General features: G+C 46.5%; 18 protein-coding genes. 9 read left to right on the plus strand and 9 right to left on the minus strand.

Annotation, left to right across the window (positions count from 1 at the left end):
- Positions 1-230 precede the first annotated feature (230 nt).
- Entirely contained in the window at positions 231-908 is a 678-nt protein-coding gene (locus QT979_RS02670) for a peptidoglycan-binding protein (protein WP_333308002.1), read from the plus strand.
- A 726-nt stretch (positions 909-1,634) separates the two neighbouring features.
- Here QT979_RS02670 and QT979_RS02675 read toward each other — a convergent pair.
- On the minus strand, positions 1,635-3,512 hold the full coding sequence (locus QT979_RS02675) for a DUF1565 domain-containing protein (RefSeq protein ID WP_333308004.1): 1,878 nt from the start codon (positions 3,510-3,512) through the stop codon (positions 1,635-1,637).
- Positions 3,513-3,734: 222 nt separating this feature from the next.
- Here QT979_RS02675 and QT979_RS02680 point away from each other — a divergent pair, with 222 nt between their 5' ends.
- Complete coding sequence (locus QT979_RS02680; protein ID WP_333308006.1) at positions 3,735-4,817, plus strand: thiamine phosphate synthase; 1,083 nt, start codon at positions 3,735-3,737, stop codon at positions 4,815-4,817.
- A gap of 97 nt (positions 4,818-4,914) precedes the next feature.
- Positions 4,915-5,127 (plus strand): sulfur carrier protein ThiS, encoded by a 213-nt coding sequence (thiS, locus tag QT979_RS02685; RefSeq protein ID WP_015176890.1) that lies wholly within the window; start codon positions 4,915-4,917, stop codon positions 5,125-5,127.
- A gap of 349 nt (positions 5,128-5,476) precedes the next feature.
- Here the strand turns inward: thiS and rpmA are convergent, their stop codons facing one another.
- The 6 genes from rpmA to glpK form a co-directional block, all read right to left on the minus strand.
- Positions 5,477-5,776: a 50S ribosomal protein L27 gene (rpmA, locus tag QT979_RS02690; RefSeq protein WP_190738131.1), complete on the minus strand. Its 300-nt coding sequence runs from the start codon at positions 5,774-5,776 to the stop codon at positions 5,477-5,479.
- A 27-nt stretch (positions 5,777-5,803) separates the two neighbouring features.
- Positions 5,804-6,196, minus strand: coding sequence for a 50S ribosomal protein L21 (rplU, locus tag QT979_RS02695; protein WP_172190164.1), 393 nt, complete (start codon positions 6,194-6,196; stop codon positions 5,804-5,806).
- A 385-nt stretch (positions 6,197-6,581) separates the two neighbouring features.
- Positions 6,582-6,797, minus strand: a complete 216-nt coding sequence (locus QT979_RS02700; RefSeq protein ID WP_015176895.1) for a hypothetical protein — start codon at positions 6,795-6,797, stop codon at positions 6,582-6,584.
- Between the two features lie 324 nt (positions 6,798-7,121).
- Positions 7,122-7,622: a DUF3122 domain-containing protein gene (locus QT979_RS02705; RefSeq protein WP_333308009.1), complete on the minus strand. Its 501-nt coding sequence runs from the start codon at positions 7,620-7,622 to the stop codon at positions 7,122-7,124.
- 231 nt (positions 7,623-7,853) lie between these two features.
- The gene (locus QT979_RS02710) at positions 7,854-8,225 is read right to left on the minus strand and encodes a c-type cytochrome (protein WP_333308011.1); all 372 of its coding nucleotides are present in this window, start codon (positions 8,223-8,225) and stop codon (positions 7,854-7,856) included.
- A 74-nt stretch (positions 8,226-8,299) separates the two neighbouring features.
- Positions 8,300-9,787 (minus strand): glycerol kinase GlpK, encoded by a 1,488-nt coding sequence (gene glpK, locus QT979_RS02715; protein WP_333215603.1) that lies wholly within the window; start codon positions 9,785-9,787, stop codon positions 8,300-8,302.
- Positions 9,788-9,887: 100 nt separating this feature from the next.
- Here glpK and QT979_RS02720 point away from each other — a divergent pair, with 100 nt between their 5' ends.
- Positions 9,888-10,472, plus strand: a complete 585-nt coding sequence (locus tag QT979_RS02720) for an endonuclease dU (RefSeq protein WP_333308013.1) — start codon at positions 9,888-9,890, stop codon at positions 10,470-10,472.
- A gap of 212 nt (positions 10,473-10,684) precedes the next feature.
- On the opposite strand, the gene QT979_RS02725 is transcribed toward QT979_RS02720, so the two are convergent.
- Positions 10,685-11,887: a hypothetical protein gene (locus QT979_RS02725; protein WP_333308015.1), complete on the minus strand. Its 1,203-nt coding sequence runs from the start codon at positions 11,885-11,887 to the stop codon at positions 10,685-10,687.
- 965 nt (positions 11,888-12,852) lie between these two features.
- Between QT979_RS02725 and apcA the strand changes: the two genes are divergently transcribed.
- From apcA to QT979_RS02740, 3 genes are all read left to right on the plus strand, one after another.
- Entirely contained in the window at positions 12,853-13,338 is a 486-nt protein-coding gene (gene apcA / locus QT979_RS02730; protein ID WP_333036136.1) for an allophycocyanin subunit alpha, read from the plus strand.
- A 176-nt stretch (positions 13,339-13,514) separates the two neighbouring features.
- On the plus strand, positions 13,515-14,000 hold the full coding sequence (gene apcB / locus QT979_RS02735) for an allophycocyanin subunit beta (RefSeq protein WP_006634930.1): 486 nt from the start codon (positions 13,515-13,517) through the stop codon (positions 13,998-14,000).
- A 340-nt stretch (positions 14,001-14,340) separates the two neighbouring features.
- On the plus strand, positions 14,341-14,544 hold the full coding sequence (locus QT979_RS02740; protein WP_006634929.1) for a phycobilisome linker polypeptide: 204 nt from the start codon (positions 14,341-14,343) through the stop codon (positions 14,542-14,544).
- 118 nt (positions 14,545-14,662) lie between these two features.
- On the opposite strand, the gene QT979_RS02745 is transcribed toward QT979_RS02740, so the two are convergent.
- Positions 14,663-15,085, minus strand: coding sequence for an EamA family transporter (locus tag QT979_RS02745; RefSeq protein WP_333215611.1), 423 nt, complete (start codon positions 15,083-15,085; stop codon positions 14,663-14,665).
- A gap of 36 nt (positions 15,086-15,121) precedes the next feature.
- Here QT979_RS02745 and QT979_RS02750 point away from each other — a divergent pair, with 36 nt between their 5' ends.
- Both QT979_RS02750 and QT979_RS02755 read left to right on the plus strand, forming a co-directional pair.
- On the plus strand, positions 15,122-16,342 hold the full coding sequence (locus tag QT979_RS02750; protein WP_333215613.1) for an FtsW/RodA/SpoVE family cell cycle protein: 1,221 nt from the start codon (positions 15,122-15,124) through the stop codon (positions 16,340-16,342).
- An 821-nt stretch (positions 16,343-17,163) separates the two neighbouring features.
- Positions 17,164-17,732: tetratricopeptide repeat protein (locus QT979_RS02755; RefSeq protein ID WP_333308018.1), on the plus strand; the 569-nt coding region annotated here is incomplete at its 3' end.

A 17,732-nucleotide genomic window follows, 5' to 3' on the forward strand; every position in this document is an offset into this window, starting at 1 on the left:
ATGAACGCGGTTCAATGTTTTCTGTAGGGCAATCTAGCAGTTTTTTTGCCAATTGCAGCTATTTCAGGGGATAAATTATTTTAAGGAAAGGGAAGGGAGGGGAATCAGAAATGCCCCATGCCCCATGCCCCATGCCCCATGCCCCATGCCCCATGCCCCATGCCCGATGTGTAAATTTTTTCCAGATTTGATGTACGATCGCTACCAGTTTTCCAGAGGTCAAATTCCCAATGTCCCAAAACTTGACAGCAAGCTGGAATAAAGCCCGCGAGGTTCCGAGTTTGCTCTTCGGCTGGAGTTTGTGCGGTTTATTGGCAATGAGCTCGATCACCCCTACTCCTGCTGTCGCACAGCTACCTACCTCCGAACAGAGTAACAGCAATAATTCGATCGCTCAAACAGGTGCGATCGTCCGTCCCACGCTCAAATTGGGCAGCCGAGGGTCGGAAGTGATCGAACTCCAAGCTGCTCTTAAATTATTGGGCTTTTACCCTGACACTGTAGACGGGATTTTCTCACAAAGCACCGCTAGAGCTGTGTCTCAGTTCCAGGAAGCAGCAGGCCTGCCTCCCGACGCAATAGTCGGTCAAGATACTTGGAACCGGCTGTTTCCTGCGACTCCGAGCGCGATCGAAAACCCGATCGCCAACGATCCTGTAACTGGCGACAACTCAGAGATTAGCCCCGAAGCGCAGCCAACCAATTTCCCGGTTTTGAGAAGACGAATGCGCGGGCAAGCCGTCAGAGATTTGCAAGAGCGGCTGCGGGCCAAGGGATTTTTGCGGGTGAGTGCTGACGGCGTGTTTGGCCCGGAAACTCAAGCTGCTGTCAAGGCTGCTCAGCGACAATATCAACTGCCAGCAGACGGCATTGTCGGCCGCGCAACTTGGGAAGCTCTGCTGCGTTGACAGCAAGCCAAAAGTGCCGGCTATGCACGTTGCGGTATCGGGCGATCGTACAAATTGTTAATAATCGCTTTGGGAAGTATTTCTGCACGTCAAAAAGTGTCAACTTTGGTAAACAAAGTGTTTTTATGCACGCAGTTGGTGTTAACTTAAAAACATGAGGGGCAAAACCAAGAAGCACAAAAAACTTGGATAAAAATTTGGAATTAGAGTATTTGTCCCGATCTGCTCTAGTCCGCAGGCAACGCCTGAACCGTGTAGCTTATTAGCAAAGAAAGGTTGATATTGCGATTCGTATTTGTTAAATAGCTTGAGGCTATTGGATTAATCAAAAGTTGCGATCGCACAACAGTCAAAGACAGAAGTCTGAATAGACTCCGCTGATAGCTAGCTCGTCCGCAGAGTAGTTGCAAAAAAGTCCACCTTAGTTGTAGTTTGCTGAAACTCAGCAGAGCTAAAAACCCACTTGAATCAACTGAATTTACAAACTTTTTAGGGTCTGGCATCCGATATGCTAGGCCCTAAAATTTTTGATAGTTGACAGTTGATAGTTGATAGTTGACAGTTGACAGTTGATAGTTGACAGTTGACAGTTAACAGTTAACAAAGTAATAGACCTCTTGCAAAAGTCCTTTTAATAAAATTTTGGAACGGGCATCTTGCCCCTCCTAGTTATTTTTGAAAGAGGTCTAATGACTACTGACTACTGACTACTGACTACTGACCATTTCATTTAATCTCCTCAATTTGAGCATTCAAACCGTTAGCGCTGAGCATTTGTAGCAATTCCTCAGCTTTTTCTAGTTCCCGAAAAGCACCGGCTTGCATCACCGGTCGTCCGCTGGAAAAAGAGCGAAAAGCACCGGGAACGAGGGATTGCATTTTTTGTCGATCGCGCCAACTGTCGGTATCCACCACAACTCGATACCGGAAACCCAAAGCTCTGGCTCGATCGAATGACGGCGAATTATCCGCGGCATCGGGCAAAGAATTACCCCCTAAAGGTGCAGGTACATAGCCGCCCCTTCCGATCGGAATGTTGCGGCCCGGAACCGGCAATCTACCCTCGGAAGAAACCGAACTCGAACTATCAAAATTGGGAGGAATAATTGGTTGCTGTACCGAAATTTCCGAAACTGATCGATAATTCGGATCGGGCACAGGAATTGCGATCGCCCCTTGGGCTACCGATGAAGCAGCGGCATTCCTCGGAGAAAGTTCTTGTCGCAACTGAGCGCTTGGCGGTGCGGGTCGATTTTGCACAGATCGCATTGAAACGGGCGCAGGCGGGGGAAGTGGCGCTCTTTCAACTCTGGGAATTAGCCGGCCGGGAGTGTAAGCCGGGAGAGAAGTGTCTGGACCACCGATGCTGGGAGGTCGATCGGCCGTTAGCTGCAAAGCACTTCCCCCCATTGGCGGCGGTGTCAAAGTTCCCGCCACATCAACCGATCCCGTCGTCCGGCTGCTCGACAATTGATTGCCGTAAGCTGGGATTACTTGACCTTTTGCCGCATTGTTGACATCGTACTGACCGTTGTTGCGAATGACATTGCCCCCCGGTTCGGCGGCAGTTCCCAAATCGGGCAGAGAGCTCGCGATCGCCACAATTCCGTCCCGGCGATTACTCTCGATATAATTGTTACGCAGCACAGGTCTAGCATTAGCTTGCACCACCACGCCGTCCTTATTGCGAGTAATTTTGTTGCCGATCAGCAGAGGCGAAGCGTTCTGCGCTACATTCACCCCAAATCCGGTGTTTTCAAACACATTATCTCGAACTTCCGGCTGGGAACTGCCAAAAATAGTAATGCCGTTAGCTCCATTTTTCGAGAAAACATTCCCGCCAATCGTCGGCCTGGATGTACCCACTACCGAAATGCCGTCGTGAGTGCTCCCAGAAAAAGTATTGTTAACAACTGTCGGAGAACTCGATTCGATCCACAAAGCGTAACCGCGATAGTTGGTATTCGTCACCGTCACCCCGCTGAGTCCCGCCCCATCTGCGCCTAAAATCGCGATATTTTGACCCGCCGAAGTCGGACTGATAAAGTATCCTCCGCCTTTGATGACAATATTCTGACCGCGAGTGTTGGGATTTCCCTGAACTGTCACGCTGGGCCTGAGCATTAATGGAAATTTTTCGCCGGTTTGCTCGCTGTAAGTACCGGGCGCTAGCAAAATCGCTGTTTTGGGCGGGGCCACGCTTAAGGCGTAGGTAAGGGTTTTAAACGGAGCTTGATCGCTGCCGTTGCCCCCCGTGTCGCTGCCCCCGATCGAGCTGACGTAGAGTATGTTGATGTCGCTCTGCAGCGTCTGAGAAAGTAGCTGCACTCCCGGTATCCCGGCAGCGATAACTGACGGTTGATGGTTGCAAAGGGCGGTCATCGCAAAGACGAGTAGAAGGCAAGAACTCAAACAAAATTTTTGCGATCGCTTTTCTTTGCACTCGCTATATTGAGAATTTAGGAGCATAAATAAACCCCACTGATTTGCGATCCGAGTTCCGCTTCCCGATTTCGGTGTCGGGTTTTTGCGATCGAACTTTGATTTCACCCGCCTGCTGGGGTTTTCTGCCGTTAATCTTTTGTGTTGTTCTGCTAACCTCACGGCTCTCCTCCGAAGTGTGGTATGCAGTTTAACGATTCCACTCTTATCAAGTTTGATCTATTATGCTTTGTTTTCATCAAATTCAATAAAACTTAAAAAATTATTGTCGAATTTACATCTGTTTATGCCAAAATTAAGCCGCCTGCTTTGCCACAATCTTGACGGCGTGGGAGAATATAGCGGGTTGATTGGTAAGATTAATTATAATTAGGGTGGTTGTGAATGACCGACAAACAAAACAGAACTTTACCGGCACAGCCAGCCCTCTGCCGGATTTTAGATGCAAATTTAGATCGATCGCGCGAAGGGTTGAGAATTATTGAAGAATGGTGCAGGTTTGGTCTCAACAACGCCGATTTAGCTGGCGAGTGCAAGCAACTGCGTCAAGAATTGGCTGCTTGGCACGTCGCAGAACTTCGCAGTGCTAGGGATACGCCTGCTGATCCGGGTACGGAGTTGACTCACCCGCAGGAAGAGCAGCGTTCGAGCATTCAGCAGCTACTGGAGGCGAATTTCTGTCGGGTGGAAGAAGCTTTGCGGGTACTCGAAGAGTATGGCAAAATTTACGATCGGAATATGGGCGCGGCTTTTAAGCAGATGCGCTATCGGGTTTATACTCTCGAAAGCAATTTGCTGGCTTACCGGCGCTACCAGCAGTTACTTCGATCGCAGTTATACCTCGTAACTTCGCCGAGAGACAACTTGTTGGGAGTTGTGGAAGCTGCTTTGCAAGGCGGACTGACTTTGGTGCAGTACCGCGACAAAACCTCAGACGACGGGGTAAAGCTGGCTAATGCGCGCCAGCTTTGCGAACTTTGTCACCGCTATGATGCTTTGCTGATTGTGAACGATCGCGTGGATTTGGCGATCGCAGCGGATGCCGACGGCGTACATTTAGGGCAGGGAGATTGGCCTGTGGCGGAAGCGCGCAAGTTGCTCGGCCCGGGACGAATCATCGGTCGTTCTACTACGAATGGCGAGGAAATGCAGCGAGCTATTGAAGAGGGAGCAGACTATATTGGAGTTGGGCCGGTTTACTCCACTCCTACTAAACCTGATAAACAGGCGGCGGGTTTGGACTATGTGCGGTATGCTGCTACTAAGTCGCCGATTCCGTGGTTTGCGATCGGCGGAATTGATATCAACAACCTCGATGAAGTATTGAATGCCGGAGCTCAAAGGGTTGCCATAGTACGCGCAATTATGGAAGCAGAACAGCCTACTTTAGTTACGCAGTTTTTCATCTCGCAGTTGATTCGGATGCAGAATCTGAAAGCTCAGAAAGCTTTGCACGGGAAAAGCTAGGTTTATTTGCGATTCGTAGGGCGGGTTTAGCACAGGAAATCTGTGCATAAAATATAATTTTGTTACAAAACCCGCCCTGAAAACTGATATTTTACTTATGATAAATCAAATTGCGCTGCAAGTTAACGGAGAAACCCGCAATTGTGCGATCGACACACCGTTACCAAAATTACTAGAACAATTGGGATTAAACCCGCGCTTGGTGGCTGTGGAGTACAACGGCGAAATTCTGCACAAACAATTTTGGGAAACTACACAGATGCAAGAGGGCGACATTTTAGAAGTTGTCACAATTGTCGGAGGAGGCTAGCCACAAATTGGTGACAAATTAAGCCTTAAATTTTCACCAATTGACAGAACCTAGGACTGTCGCTTCCAGTCAAGTCTAGATCCCCCTAAATCCCCCTTAATAAGGGGGACTTTGAGAAGAATCTTGTCCCCCTAAGTCCCCCTTAATAAGGGGGACTTTGAGAAGAATATTGTCTCTCTAAATCCCGTTAATTAAGAGGGACTTTGAGAAGAATCTTGTCCCCCTAAATCCCATTAATTAAGAGGGACTTTAAGAAAAATCTTGTCCCCCCCTTATTAAGGGGGGCTAGGGGGGATCGAGACTTTGAGACAAACAAAAGAGACTTAAGCAACGCCCCAAAATATCGCAATTAAACTGCGACAGCTTCCGCCACGGGCTCAGCCACAGGTGCTGCTACAACAGGATAAATGCTGACTTTCTTGCGAGTTTTGCCTTTTCTTTCAAAAGTCACCACACCGTCAATCATGGCAAACAGAGTATCATCTCTGCCGATACCAACATTATTACCAGGGTGAACTTTAGTGCCGCGTTGACGGATCAAAATGTTGCCAGCTTTGACAACTTGACCGCCGTACTTTTTGACACCCAGACGCTGAGAATTAGAGTCGCGTCCGTTACGTGTACTGCCTGTACCTTTCTTGTGGGCCATAATATCCTCAACTGTATTTACTATTTTTTATTCTGAATCAGTTTCGGCGGTTTGGGGGGTTTCAACAACTGCTGCAGTTAAGTCTCTGGCGGCCAAGACTGTACCGTTGACGCTAATCGAGTCAATCATAAAGCGAGTTGTTTCTTGACGGTGCCCTTTTTTCTTCCGAGTTTTCTTTTTCGGCTTCATCTTGTAGACGAGGACTTTGCGGCCCCGGAAATGCCGGAGAACCGTTCCTTCTACAGTGGCATTTTCTAGTAGAGGCTGGCCGATATGAACCTCGCCTTCGTGCTGGATCAGAAATACTTTGTCTATGGTGACTTTGGATTCAGCTTCGACGTGAAGCAGTTCGATGTCGTAGAAGCGGCCTGGTTCTACCCGAAATTGTTTGCCGCCGGTTTCAATGATTGCGTAAGTCATGGGATGGTTGTTGAGATTGCCGTACAGGTAGCTGATGAGTCATTGGTCATTGGTCGTTGTGGACTTTTGACTGCTGACTGCTCTCCAGCTTTTGGAATGTCTTAACCTGATCCGAGCCGGATTTAGACAGACAATCTACTACTATTGCGGATTGTTGTAGTTTTGTCAAGTTCTATCGCGCCGGAAATTTCTAATTAGCTAGGATTTACGCACCGGTGGTCAGAAACCGGGTGTTTTTACGAAAATTCTTCGTTTTCAGCCAGAGATTAGGTAAAAAACCCGGTTTCTTCCTTCGGTCTTACATGCGTAAGCCCTGTTAGGGATAAAAATAGAAGATGCTGTAACTTTTTTATCCCCTTGATCCAAAAGGTCGATCGAACGGGATTCAAGCCGTCGCAGAACATTTGCGCGATCGTAACAATTCCAAAGCTTGCTGTTTCACCCTACCCTCCATCACCTCTTTTTGCAAATTAATAAAAGCCTCAAAATCTTCTAAACCGTACTTAGTCATCTGCAACTGCTGTCGCAACTGTTCTTCTGCCTCAACCGTTAAGTAACCTGTTGCCAAAGCTTTGCGGACAATTTTACTGATTAAAGTCATAGTAGATTTACCCTGAATACACCTACGTTAAAACACTGAAGTTTTGTCACTCGACTAACTCAGCTTTTAGTTTGTTTCATAATTACCCTTAAAATAGGTTAAATCTACCTTAAGGTCTATGTAAATAAAGTTATTTTTGATACATTGATGAAATCGTAGCGATTTTAAATGTAGAGTGCTATTAAATTGGTATCTTTAGTTTTTGCCAGACCAAATTATTCTTCAAATACGTTAAATCTACCTTAAGGCATATTTAAACATAGCGATTTGTGACATGGGAAATTGTATGGCTTTTAAATGTAGAGTGCGCTTAAATTGGTATCTTTAGTTTTTGTCAGACAAAAGCCGCCATTGTCTCACAGCAAAAGGAGGAACCAGCAATTCTGTTTCTTTTTGATTTTTCACGGGCAAACTCAACAGCAAAGGTTGATTGCTTTCCAATTGTGCAATTATTGATTTAAAATCGTATTCTCCGACATTAATTGGCAAACCCGACTCGTTCCAAATATCATTAGCCTTGCCCATTTCCCGCTTGCCCGCCGCCACTTTCAGCGGAACCGGGTGCTGCAATTCTGTTCCCGGAAATCCTACCACTCTCAGATTTAAAGACTTTACTACTCCCGACTTTACTCGCTTGTACAAAACAACTTGCCATGCTTTATCGTCTGTATCGCGCAGGCTTTGTACGGATCGGAACATTACTGTCTCAGCAGTTTCTGGATATTTGTGAATCGAGGCGAAAGCGGGCGGGCTAACCGCTAAAATTAGATAAAAGCACAAGCTAATAATAGTTAAAGTTTTACGCCAACAATAATATTTTTTCAACTTGCAATACCTCCAATAATTTACACTTTCTTAGCAAAAAACCGAAAAAAGGACAGGTTTGTATTGAGATGATTAAGGGATGAACAATAAAAGACAAGAAGCAGGCAGGTTTTGTATAAAGATTATTCATCGATGACCAAGTTACGCGCTAAACCAGCCCTTACATTATACCTCGGCTTGGTTTCCTGAAGTTAGGCGCTAAACCTGGTCTTACCATGTACATAATCTGGTTTATTTCCAATCGGTTTCAGCTTGGGAGAGTACGTAAGCTGAAACATCGATAATTTGTTTTTCTGACAAACGATCTTTGTAAGCGGGCATAATACCTTTGCCGTTGGTTACTAAGTTGGAAATGTTGGCGATGGAATCCATGCCGTATTTTTTTAAAGCTTTTTGTTTCAAGTTTTTGCCGCGCCTGATAATGTTGCCACCGTTGATGTGACAGCCTGCACAGTTGGTGCTGAATACTTCGGCTGCGGTTGTGGTATTTGTAGCTGTATCTGCGATCGCCATTTGGGAATTAGTAGCGATTTCTACAAATGCCAGTGTCAGTATCAATAGAAAGGCGGTGAGAAAATTTTTTAAGTTCTTTAGCGAAATCATTTATTGGCCAGGTAAAAAATAGTGCTGGGTTTAATGATATCACTAAATACGCATTTTGGACTTAACTCAGCGATTCATTCTTCCCAATCGAAGGTGCGGGAAACTGCTTTTTTCCAAAAGCGATATTTTTGCTCGCGAAGTGCGATCGGCATTTTCGGTTCCCAAGTACAATCCACCGCCCAATTGTCCCGCAATTCGGCTAGCTGACTCCAAAAACCCACCGCCAAACCGGCCGCATAAGCCACACCGAGTGCAGAAGTTTCTGCTACCACAGGCCGCATCACAGGCACTCCCAAAACATCGCTCTGAAACTGCATCAGCGTGTGATTTACCACCATACCTCCGTCTACTTTTAAAGACAAAAGCTGCACAGCAGAATCCTGATTCATCGCCTCCAATACTTCTCGCGTTTGCCACGCTGTAGCTTCCAATGCGGCGCGGGCAATGTGTGCCTTAGTCACGTAGCGAGTTAAACCTGCAATTACTCCCCTGGCGCTGTCTTTCCAATAGGGTGCGTAGAGTCCAGAAAACGCCGGGACAACGTAAACTCCGCCGCTATCTTCAACTGTATTTGCTAATGTTTCTACTTCTGCAGATGTGTTGATGATACCCAAATTGTCCCGCAGCCACTGCACTAAAGCCCCGGCAAGCGCAATACTGCCTTCCAAAGCATACACAGCGGGCGATTCCCCCATCTTGTAGGCGACTGTTGTTAGTAACCCGTTTTTTGAGGGGACGATCGCCTCACCGGTATTCAGCAGCATAAAACAGCCCGTACCGTAAGTATTTTTCGCCTCCCCCGGACTGAAACAAGTTTGCCCGACGAGAGCGGCTTGCTGATCCCCCAAAGCAGCAGCAATTGGAACACCTGCAAGCAATCCTTTTGCAGTTCCAAAAACTTGACTCGAAGGGCGAATTTCTGGCAGCATCTGGCGGGGAATTGCCATTATTTCCAAAGTTTCGGCATCCCAATCGAGGGTTTGCAAATCCATCAGCATCGTGCGGCTGGCGTTGGTAACATCGGTAATGTGCGCGCCGCCCGTCAGGTGCCAAATCAGAAAAGTATCGACATTGCCAAAAATCGCATCCCCTTGATTTGCCGCTTCCCGCAATCCTGGAATATTGTCCAGCATCCACTTAATTTTCGGCCCGCTGAAATAAGTTGTCAGCGGCAAACCGCATCGTTTTTGAAATCTATCTTTGCCCTCAATTTCAGCTAATTGATCGCAAATAAAGCGAGTGCGGGTATCTTGCCAAACAATCGCATTACCGTAAGGTTTGCCAGTTTTTCTGTCCCAAACAATTGTAGTTTCGCGCTGGTTGGTAATACCGAGTGCAGCAATATCTTCCGGGTCAATATTGCCAATTTCGAGGGCATTTTTAATCACGCTTTGGGTGCGCTGCCAAATTTCATCGGGATTGTGTTCAACCCATCCTGGCTGCGGATATATTTGCTGGTGTTCTTGTTGGTTGCGACAAATTATCTGTCCCAGGCGATCGAATACGATAAATCTGGTGCTGGTAGTTCCTTGGTCGATCGCTGCTACGTATTTTTTTACCAATTGTCTAAAATATTTTTAGTAATGAGGTCTTTAACGTATATGATACTATATCTAGAAGTCAAATTAATGTCAAAAACTTTAGCTTACGGAATTCCCCAAGTTGAAACTGGCAGATTTGCTGAGGCTCGATCGCACAATTAAGGTTATTGGCTTTGACGATGCTCCGTTTTCTCGTAGAAGTGGCAGTCTGGTGTCGATCGCGGGCATAGTCTGTGGGGGAACTAGATTTGAAGGAATGGTTTGGGGACAAGTCCTCCCAGACGGATTAGATGCCACGGATGCTATTTCTGGGCTACTCCTCGGAGGCAAATTTCTGCCGCAATTGCATCTGGTTTTGCTAGACGGAATTGCTTTCGGAGGCTTCAATATTATTGACCTTCCTGAGTTAGCATCGCGGCTGCAAATTCCTTGCGTTGCTGTCATGCGCCGCCAACCAGATTTAGCTGCTGTTGAAAAAGCCCTCCGCCATTTACCAGAGTCGCAATACCGTTTAGAATTGTTGCGTCGCGCTGGGATAATTCACGCTTTTGAACCTTTCTTTTTTCAAGTTTGTGGCGAACAACCGGAAGTAATAGCGAGGGTTCTCCAGCGTTTGACAGACACTGGTAAAGTTCCAGAAGCTTTGCGTTTGGCTCATCTGATTGGTGCGGCTGTAATTAATGGAGTTAGCAGCAGTTCTGCTTGAATTATTGTTAAGAACGGGCAAGATGCCAGTTCCACAAACAGGCAATTTTATTGTGGGGAGTAGGGGTTGGGCGGGAGATCCCCTTAAGAAGGGTCAAGATGCCCGTTCCACACCGACTAAATTTTCTTGTGGGGAGTAGGGGTTGGGCATCCTGCCCGCCCAGGAAAGGCTGATTGTAAATGATGTTATTCGATAAGTTTGTACCTACTTACTTACACAATTTCGCCGTCAATTTCACCGAATTCGATTTGAGTTCCCAACGCCAAAGTTAGCGTACTTTCAGGTTCTACCATTTTTATATCGCCTTGAATGTCTGTAGCCCACCAAGCGCGATCGCACAAATTGGTCAATCCTAACGAAAGCTCGTTTCTCGATCGAGAAGTGACTATAGCTACAAGACCGTTAGATGCTGCGGCTGTTAAACTCGGTATGTCAGAAGTGAATAGTTGAGTTCCCGCACTCAGAGGAATAACTCGACTGCCTAATTTGAGAGAAACTTGACCGCTGGTCAAAGAATTTACTGCGGGCTGATCTGATATAAAGGTAGGCGGAATATTTGCCCATGTTGGGGCTGGCAAGTCAGAGTTTCCTACTGTAATTGTACAGTTGCCGATTCTCTTTTGGTCGCCCGATCGCAAATAACTCACCGCCCCGCTATCAACATTCTCGCAAACAATTTGACCTGCTTCTAATTGAAACCGCATTGCCAAGGGTGAAACATTAGGAATGCAGATAATAGACAAATTTTCATCACTACCAAAAGTCACCGGTTCGGAACCCAGAGTGAGAGTGCGATTTGCTCCGGTATCGTAACTAATTACCAGCCAAGCTTTGTTGAACAAAGTTTCGGCTACAACTAGCATAATGCCAATCCAAAAACCGATCGCAGCACAGCCAGCTAAACGGCCTGCTGTACCGGATAGATTGTAAGCAAACAGAATAAACAAACAGCCGCCCAAAACTCCTCCAACACCGCCACCTCCCGTGCCGCGAAGCGCTCCCAAATTAGGAATCCGCTGTGCAAGTCCCAGTCCTAACAAACTGCCAGCTATTCCCCAGCAAATTACTCGTAATAATTCGTTGTCTCCGTTGCCAATCCCGCTATAAATACCTTCGGCGATCGCCCCAGAAATCGCTCCTGCCATTAAACCAAACAATCCGCCATTTTTTAAAGCCTGTTTTATTTGAGGCTTGCCTTTGATATAGTAATAATAGCCGAACATGATAGCCGTAGCAATACCACCGCCTACCAATCCAAACCAGCGACCTGTAGACAATACACTGTCAAAAAAAGATTCCGAACCAGGGAGTCGCTGCATGAAAGGTTCGGTGATTAGATTGCCGACGAAACCGCCGACTGCACCGCTAATCCCAAACTGCAAAGCTTTTTTAAGGGCTGATAGATGTCTTTTCACGGCGCACCAGATTTAAAGTGAGAGTCCAATCTAGCTACAAGCTCGAAACTTAGGATTTCCGATGATCTTATATCTGGCATCGCGATCGAGAACAGGCTTTCCGGCCTGTTCCACAAACACAAAGAGTTGAGTTTTCTTATGAGTAGTAGGGGTTGGGCAGGAAGCATTGGTGTCAACTTAAGCTTTTAGTCCGCCAGTCCTCCCGCTCACCCGGGAGCCCGCCAGGGGTTTCAACCCCTGACGGACTATCGGTTTTACCTTAAGTTGACACGCCTTGGGCAAGAGATCCCGCCCGTCCAAGACTTATTCAGAATGGTGCAAGATGTGAGACGATCGCAAATCTCCCCCTGTCTCCCCGCTGTCTCCCCCCATCTCCCGCTTCCCTCCCTCTCAGATCCAAGCCTTTGAACCTCGCGCCCTCGCCCGTCACAATTCCCGCTCAATGCTCGATCGCCTGTAACCCTTGTTGCCAGATAATTTTAGCAATTTTTTAACTATGAAATTTTAACGGAGAACACCCAAGCGAGGGCCCCAATATGAAAAGGAATGTTACAAACTATTACAGTAACACTCAGAATGTGAACATAATGCCTCAAAATACTTGCGAGAGGTAGTTGTGTCAGAGAAGCAATATCCTTACTAACTGCCCGATAGTCACTCGATCGCCACTAAGTGGCCTGCTGCAATCTTTATCATAAATTAAAGATCGCATCAGTCATTTATGGTATTGTAAGCGACAGGCTTAGTGCGAGCACTCACAACCGCACCGGCGTGAAGAACAAGCGCCGTTAAGCACCGAAGGCAGTCAACCGCCAACAACTTCAACAGTTGCTGAGTGTGGAAAGTCCAGCCTTCCCCGTCAAAGCTCCTGCCTGAGCAGGAAAGATACGGGACACAAGCGCCCGCTTTCGCTAGCTCAGCGCAGAGCAGTTCATATAGCAAAATATCCAGCGGGTACACACAAGATGAGTATCGTCACCAAATCAATCGTCAACGCAGACGCCGAAGCTCGCTACTTGAGCCCAGGTGAATTAGATCGGATCAAAAGCTTCGTCACCTCTGGTGAACGCCGCGTCCGCATCGCCCAAATTTTGAGCGAATCCCGCGAACGCATCGTCAAGCAAGCAGGCGACCAACTTTTCCAAAAGCGCCCTGATATTGTTTCTCCCGGCGGCAACGCTTACGGCGAAGAAATGACCGCAACTTGCTTGCGCGACATGGACTACTACCTGCGTTTGATTACCTACGGAATCGTAGCTGGCGACATTACTCCGATCGAAGAAATCGGTATTGTCGGCGTCCGCGAAATGTACAAATCTCTCGGCACCCCGATTGAAGCCGTCGCCGAAGGCGTTCGCGCTATGAAAAATGCAGCAAGCTCGCTGCTGTCTGGAGAAGATGCTTCCGAAGCTTCCTCTTACTTCGACTACGTTATCGGTGCGATGCAGTAAGGAATTTTGATTTTAGGTTTTCGATTTTAGATTGAAAAATTGGGGGTTGCCGGCAACAAGTTAAAAGCTTTTGCAAATAACCAGCCACTTAAAAATCTTAAATCCCACATCCCAAATTCCAAATTCTAGCTCCAAAATTGGACTGACTCAGCCACTTTCTAGGAAACAAGACAACCATGCAAGACGCAATTACCGCCGTTATCAATTCCTCTGACGTTCAAGGTAAGTACCTGGACATCAGCGCTCTAGACAAGCTCAAGAACTACTTTGCTTCTGGCGAACTGCGCGTCCGCGCCGCTACAGCCATCAGCGCTAATGCAGCCACAATCGTCAAAGAAGCAGTTGCTAAGTCTCTGTTGTACTCTGACGTAACTCGTCCCGGCGGCAATATGTACACCACTCGTCGTTATGCAGCTTGCATCCGCGACTTGGACTACTACCTCCGCTATGCCACCTACGCTATGCTAGCTGGCGACCCTTCCATCCTCGATGAGCGCGTGCTCAACGGTTTGAAAGAAACCTACAACTCCTTGGGCGTGCCCATCGGTTCTACCGTACAAGCAATCCAAGCAATGAAAGAAGTCACCGCCGGTTTGGTCGGTTCTGACGCTGGTAAAGAAATGGGCGTCTATTTCGACTACATCTGCTCTGGCTTGAGCTAAGACTCAGGAAGAAGAAAGAAGGAAGAAGGAAGTTCGGCAACGGATTCTGTAACGGATGTAACGAATGTAACAGATGTAACAGATTTCAGTCCGATGGAAGTCGGAAGAAGGAAGAAGATTTATTTCTTGCCTCTTTTAACTTTTTACTTTTTACTTTGGACTTGTTACCTTTGACTTTGAAAAGAGGTCAGGGAAGTTGAGAGTGATTGCTAGACCGTCAAAGGCTTGCCGAGAAAGCCCGACGAGTTTTAACGAGCTAGTTTTGACTCCTAACTCCCTGCCTTCAATCTTTAAAAAATCCATCTAATAATCTGTAAACCTACTCAGGAGTTAGTTTCCCATGAGAATGTTTAAGGTGACTGCTTGCGTCCCAAGTCAAACTCGCATCCGCACTCAGCGCGAATTGCAAAATACCTATTTTACTAAGCTCGTTCCTTACGACAACTGGTTCCGGGAACAGCAAAGAATTATGAAAATGGGCGGCAGAATTATTAAAGTGCAACTGGCTACGGGTAAGCCCGGTGCTAATACAGGTTTACTTTAAGAGCCGAAGCTGGATTAGTAGAGGGGTAAGAGGTCGCGATCGACCTCTTTTTTGTTTGTTATAGTTATAGCATAAGGAATAATGTCCAGCGTTTTTAATCTCATCATTGACAAATATTTCAATAAGCAGAAAGTATAACTGCGATTATCGCTAACAAAACAGCAAGCATTTGTGGTAATGTAATAGCCTCTTTTAAGAATAAAGTCGATAATAATATAGTAATCAGCGGGTAGATAGACGTAACACTCACTACATTGGCAACTTCACCTTTGCCAAGGGCTATAAAAAATACTAATGATGCCACAGTGCCACAAACGCCAACTAACATGGCAAACAAAATCCCCCTAACATCTCCCTCAAAACTAAAATTATTAGTTTGGATAATAATAAATAAAGTAGTTAAAATAGCGCCAATTGCTTCATAAACAAAAGCAGTTTTGTAGTCAATATATTTAGTTGCTAAATTGCCAAAAAATCCCCACAAACCATATAATAGCGAACAGATTAATGCGTAAATTAACCAATCTGGTACTTTAGCCATCTTTGTTAGAGTTTATTGAGATCATTCTAAAATCATATGGCTAATGACATTCGACGCTTGATTCCCTTTTTTGACCCCAGCGCCTCTCAATGGGCCGCTGAGGCCCGGTGGCTGAGGTGGCTGACTTTTCTGTGGCTGTTTGTCGGGCTGACAGCATTGTTTTCGGCTTCCTATCCCATTGCAAATTATGAATTTGGAGACGGCCTTTATTATTTTAAACGACAGCTAATCGCAGTGGCGATCGGGCTGGCCGGCTTTAACTTGATGGTATACTCCCCCCTACGCTACCTGCTGAAAACATCTCAGGTAGGCGTTTTGTTGCTGCTGGGATTGCTGTGGCTGACCTTGGTTCCGGGGGTAGGAACCACAATCAACGGGGCGACTCGCTGGATATCTCTGGGCCCGGTTCCGATTATTCAACCTTCTGAATTGATCAAGCCGTTTTTTGTTCTCCAAAGTGCCCGCATTTTCGGCAACTGGTCCCGGTTGACGAATAAAGTTCGCTTAACTTGGCTGTTAATTTTCGGCGCAATGCTTTTGGGAATTTTGTTGCAACCGAACTTAAGTACCACGGCTTTGTGCGGGATGACTTTGTGGTTGGTGGCTTTGGCGGCGGGATTGCCTTACTTGCAGTTGGGCGCAACGGCTATGGGGGGAATGCTTTTAGCCGTTTTAAGTATTAGTTTGAGGGAATATCAGCGCCGCCGGATTATGTCTTTCCTCAATCCTTGGGCTGATCCGATGCAAGACGGCTATCAGTTGATTCAAAGTCTCCTGGCTGTCGGTTCAGGGGGCATTTGGGGTGTGGGTTTGGGGATGTCGCAGCAAAAGTTATTTTATTTGCCGATTCAGTACAGCGATTTTATTTTTGCTGTGTTTGCTGAGGAGTTTGGTTTGGTGGGAGGTTTCTCGCTATTGCTGATGTTAGCGGCCTACTCTACTGTGGCTTTGAGGGTAGCGATGAAGGCTCGAAATATTGAGAGTCAGTTGGTGGCGATTGGGGTGATGGTGGTGATGGTGGGACAGTCGCTGCTGAATATTGGGGTGGCGACGGGGGTTTTGCCGACTACGGGTTTGCCGCTGCCGTTTTTTAGTTATGGGGGCTCTTCGATGTTGGCAAGTTTGTTGTTGTCGGGGTTGCTGATTCGGGTGGCGAGGGAGAGTTCTGAGGCTGATGTGGTTTCTTTAAACGGCCTCCGTGGAAAGCCGGGAAAGCCGAACTTGCGATCGAAAAACCCCACTACACAAACGGAATAATTTGTCAATAGCAAACTAACCCGGTTTTTGGCAAAAATCGGGTTTGTTTATTACCTAAAAACTACTGGCAGAATACCAATTTATAGGAACCGGTATTGTAGGGAAGAACACTGATTTTGAGAAAAAAAGAAGTCGGCGATATTAAGGCAATTCGAGATTTATATCGTGGGAGATGAATGTCGATCGACTATTTCCGCCCGTCACCCTTATTTGGCGGTTCTTCTTGTTGTTCTTGAGGTTTAGCTGTGATGTTAGCTAATTCTTTTTTGTCTGGTTGCGGTGTTTCTGGAGTTGAGTTAGCCATTAAGTTTTGTCCTAAATAGATGCACCGCTTAATGATATCTTTTCCGGCTACAAATGTGTTGCTGTAGATAGGGGGAGGAAAATCAAGACAGACAATTCTCATGCAATTCGATTTGGGCTTTAATATTAGACAGCATTATGTAGATGCAAATGGCTGTCGGTTGTTATACTGCTGGAGGGTTGCAGCCAAACAAATCCGAGGCGGACGCAAAAACACCTTTGTTAAGAATTAAATGCCGAGATCGATCTCGAACGATTAACCCTTGCGGGTGCAATTTTCCCAGCATTCGCGTTACTGTTACCAGAAAGAATTGGTTTAAAGCCGGAACCCTGATCGGAAGAAATTAAAAGAAGACTATTCATTACTCCAATCCTCTTCCTTCCAAGTAGAGGTCGCTACCAACTATCAACAGTCAACAGTCAACAGTCAACAGTCAACAGAACCGCGTCGTGCAAATCGCATTAGCAATATCTTGATTTGTCAAGCGGATATTCAAACCAGAGGCCTGTCAAAAGTTATGAAACTGCAAAAAATAGGATTGTCGGGACTGAGCTCAATCTTAGCGGCGCTGACTATAGGTGAGTTTCGGTTTATCCCTAACTCTCAATTTAAAATCATCAATTCTCAGGCCTTGGCTCAAACCCAAGCTCAGCGTAAAGCGGAAGCAGAACGACTTTTCAATCAAGGGCTTCAGCAGTATCAGATTAGTCAATTTCAAGCCGCTTTACAGTCTTGGCAACAGGCACTAATAATTTATAGGGAACTAAAAGACCGCCAAAGCGAGGGGGCCGCTTTGGGAAGTCTGGGAATTGCTTACCTTTCCCTCGGCGACTACGCCAAAGCGATAGAGTACACTCAGCAGTGGTTGGCGATCGCCCGAGAAATTAAAGACAGCCAAAGCGAGGGGAAAGCTTTGGGAAATCTGGGACTTGCTTACTATTCCCTCGGCGACTACGCCAAAGCGATAGAGTACACTCAGCAGTGGTTGGCGATCGCCCGAGAAATTAAAGACAGCCAAAGCGAGGGGAAAGCTTTGGGAAATCTGGGACTTGCTTACTATTCCCTCGGCGACTACGCCAAAGCGAT

Origin of the sequence: Microcoleus sp. w2-18bC1 (genome assembly GCF_036700365.1) — a bacterium.
GTDB lineage: Bacteria > Cyanobacteriota > Cyanobacteriia > Cyanobacteriales > Microcoleaceae > Microcoleus.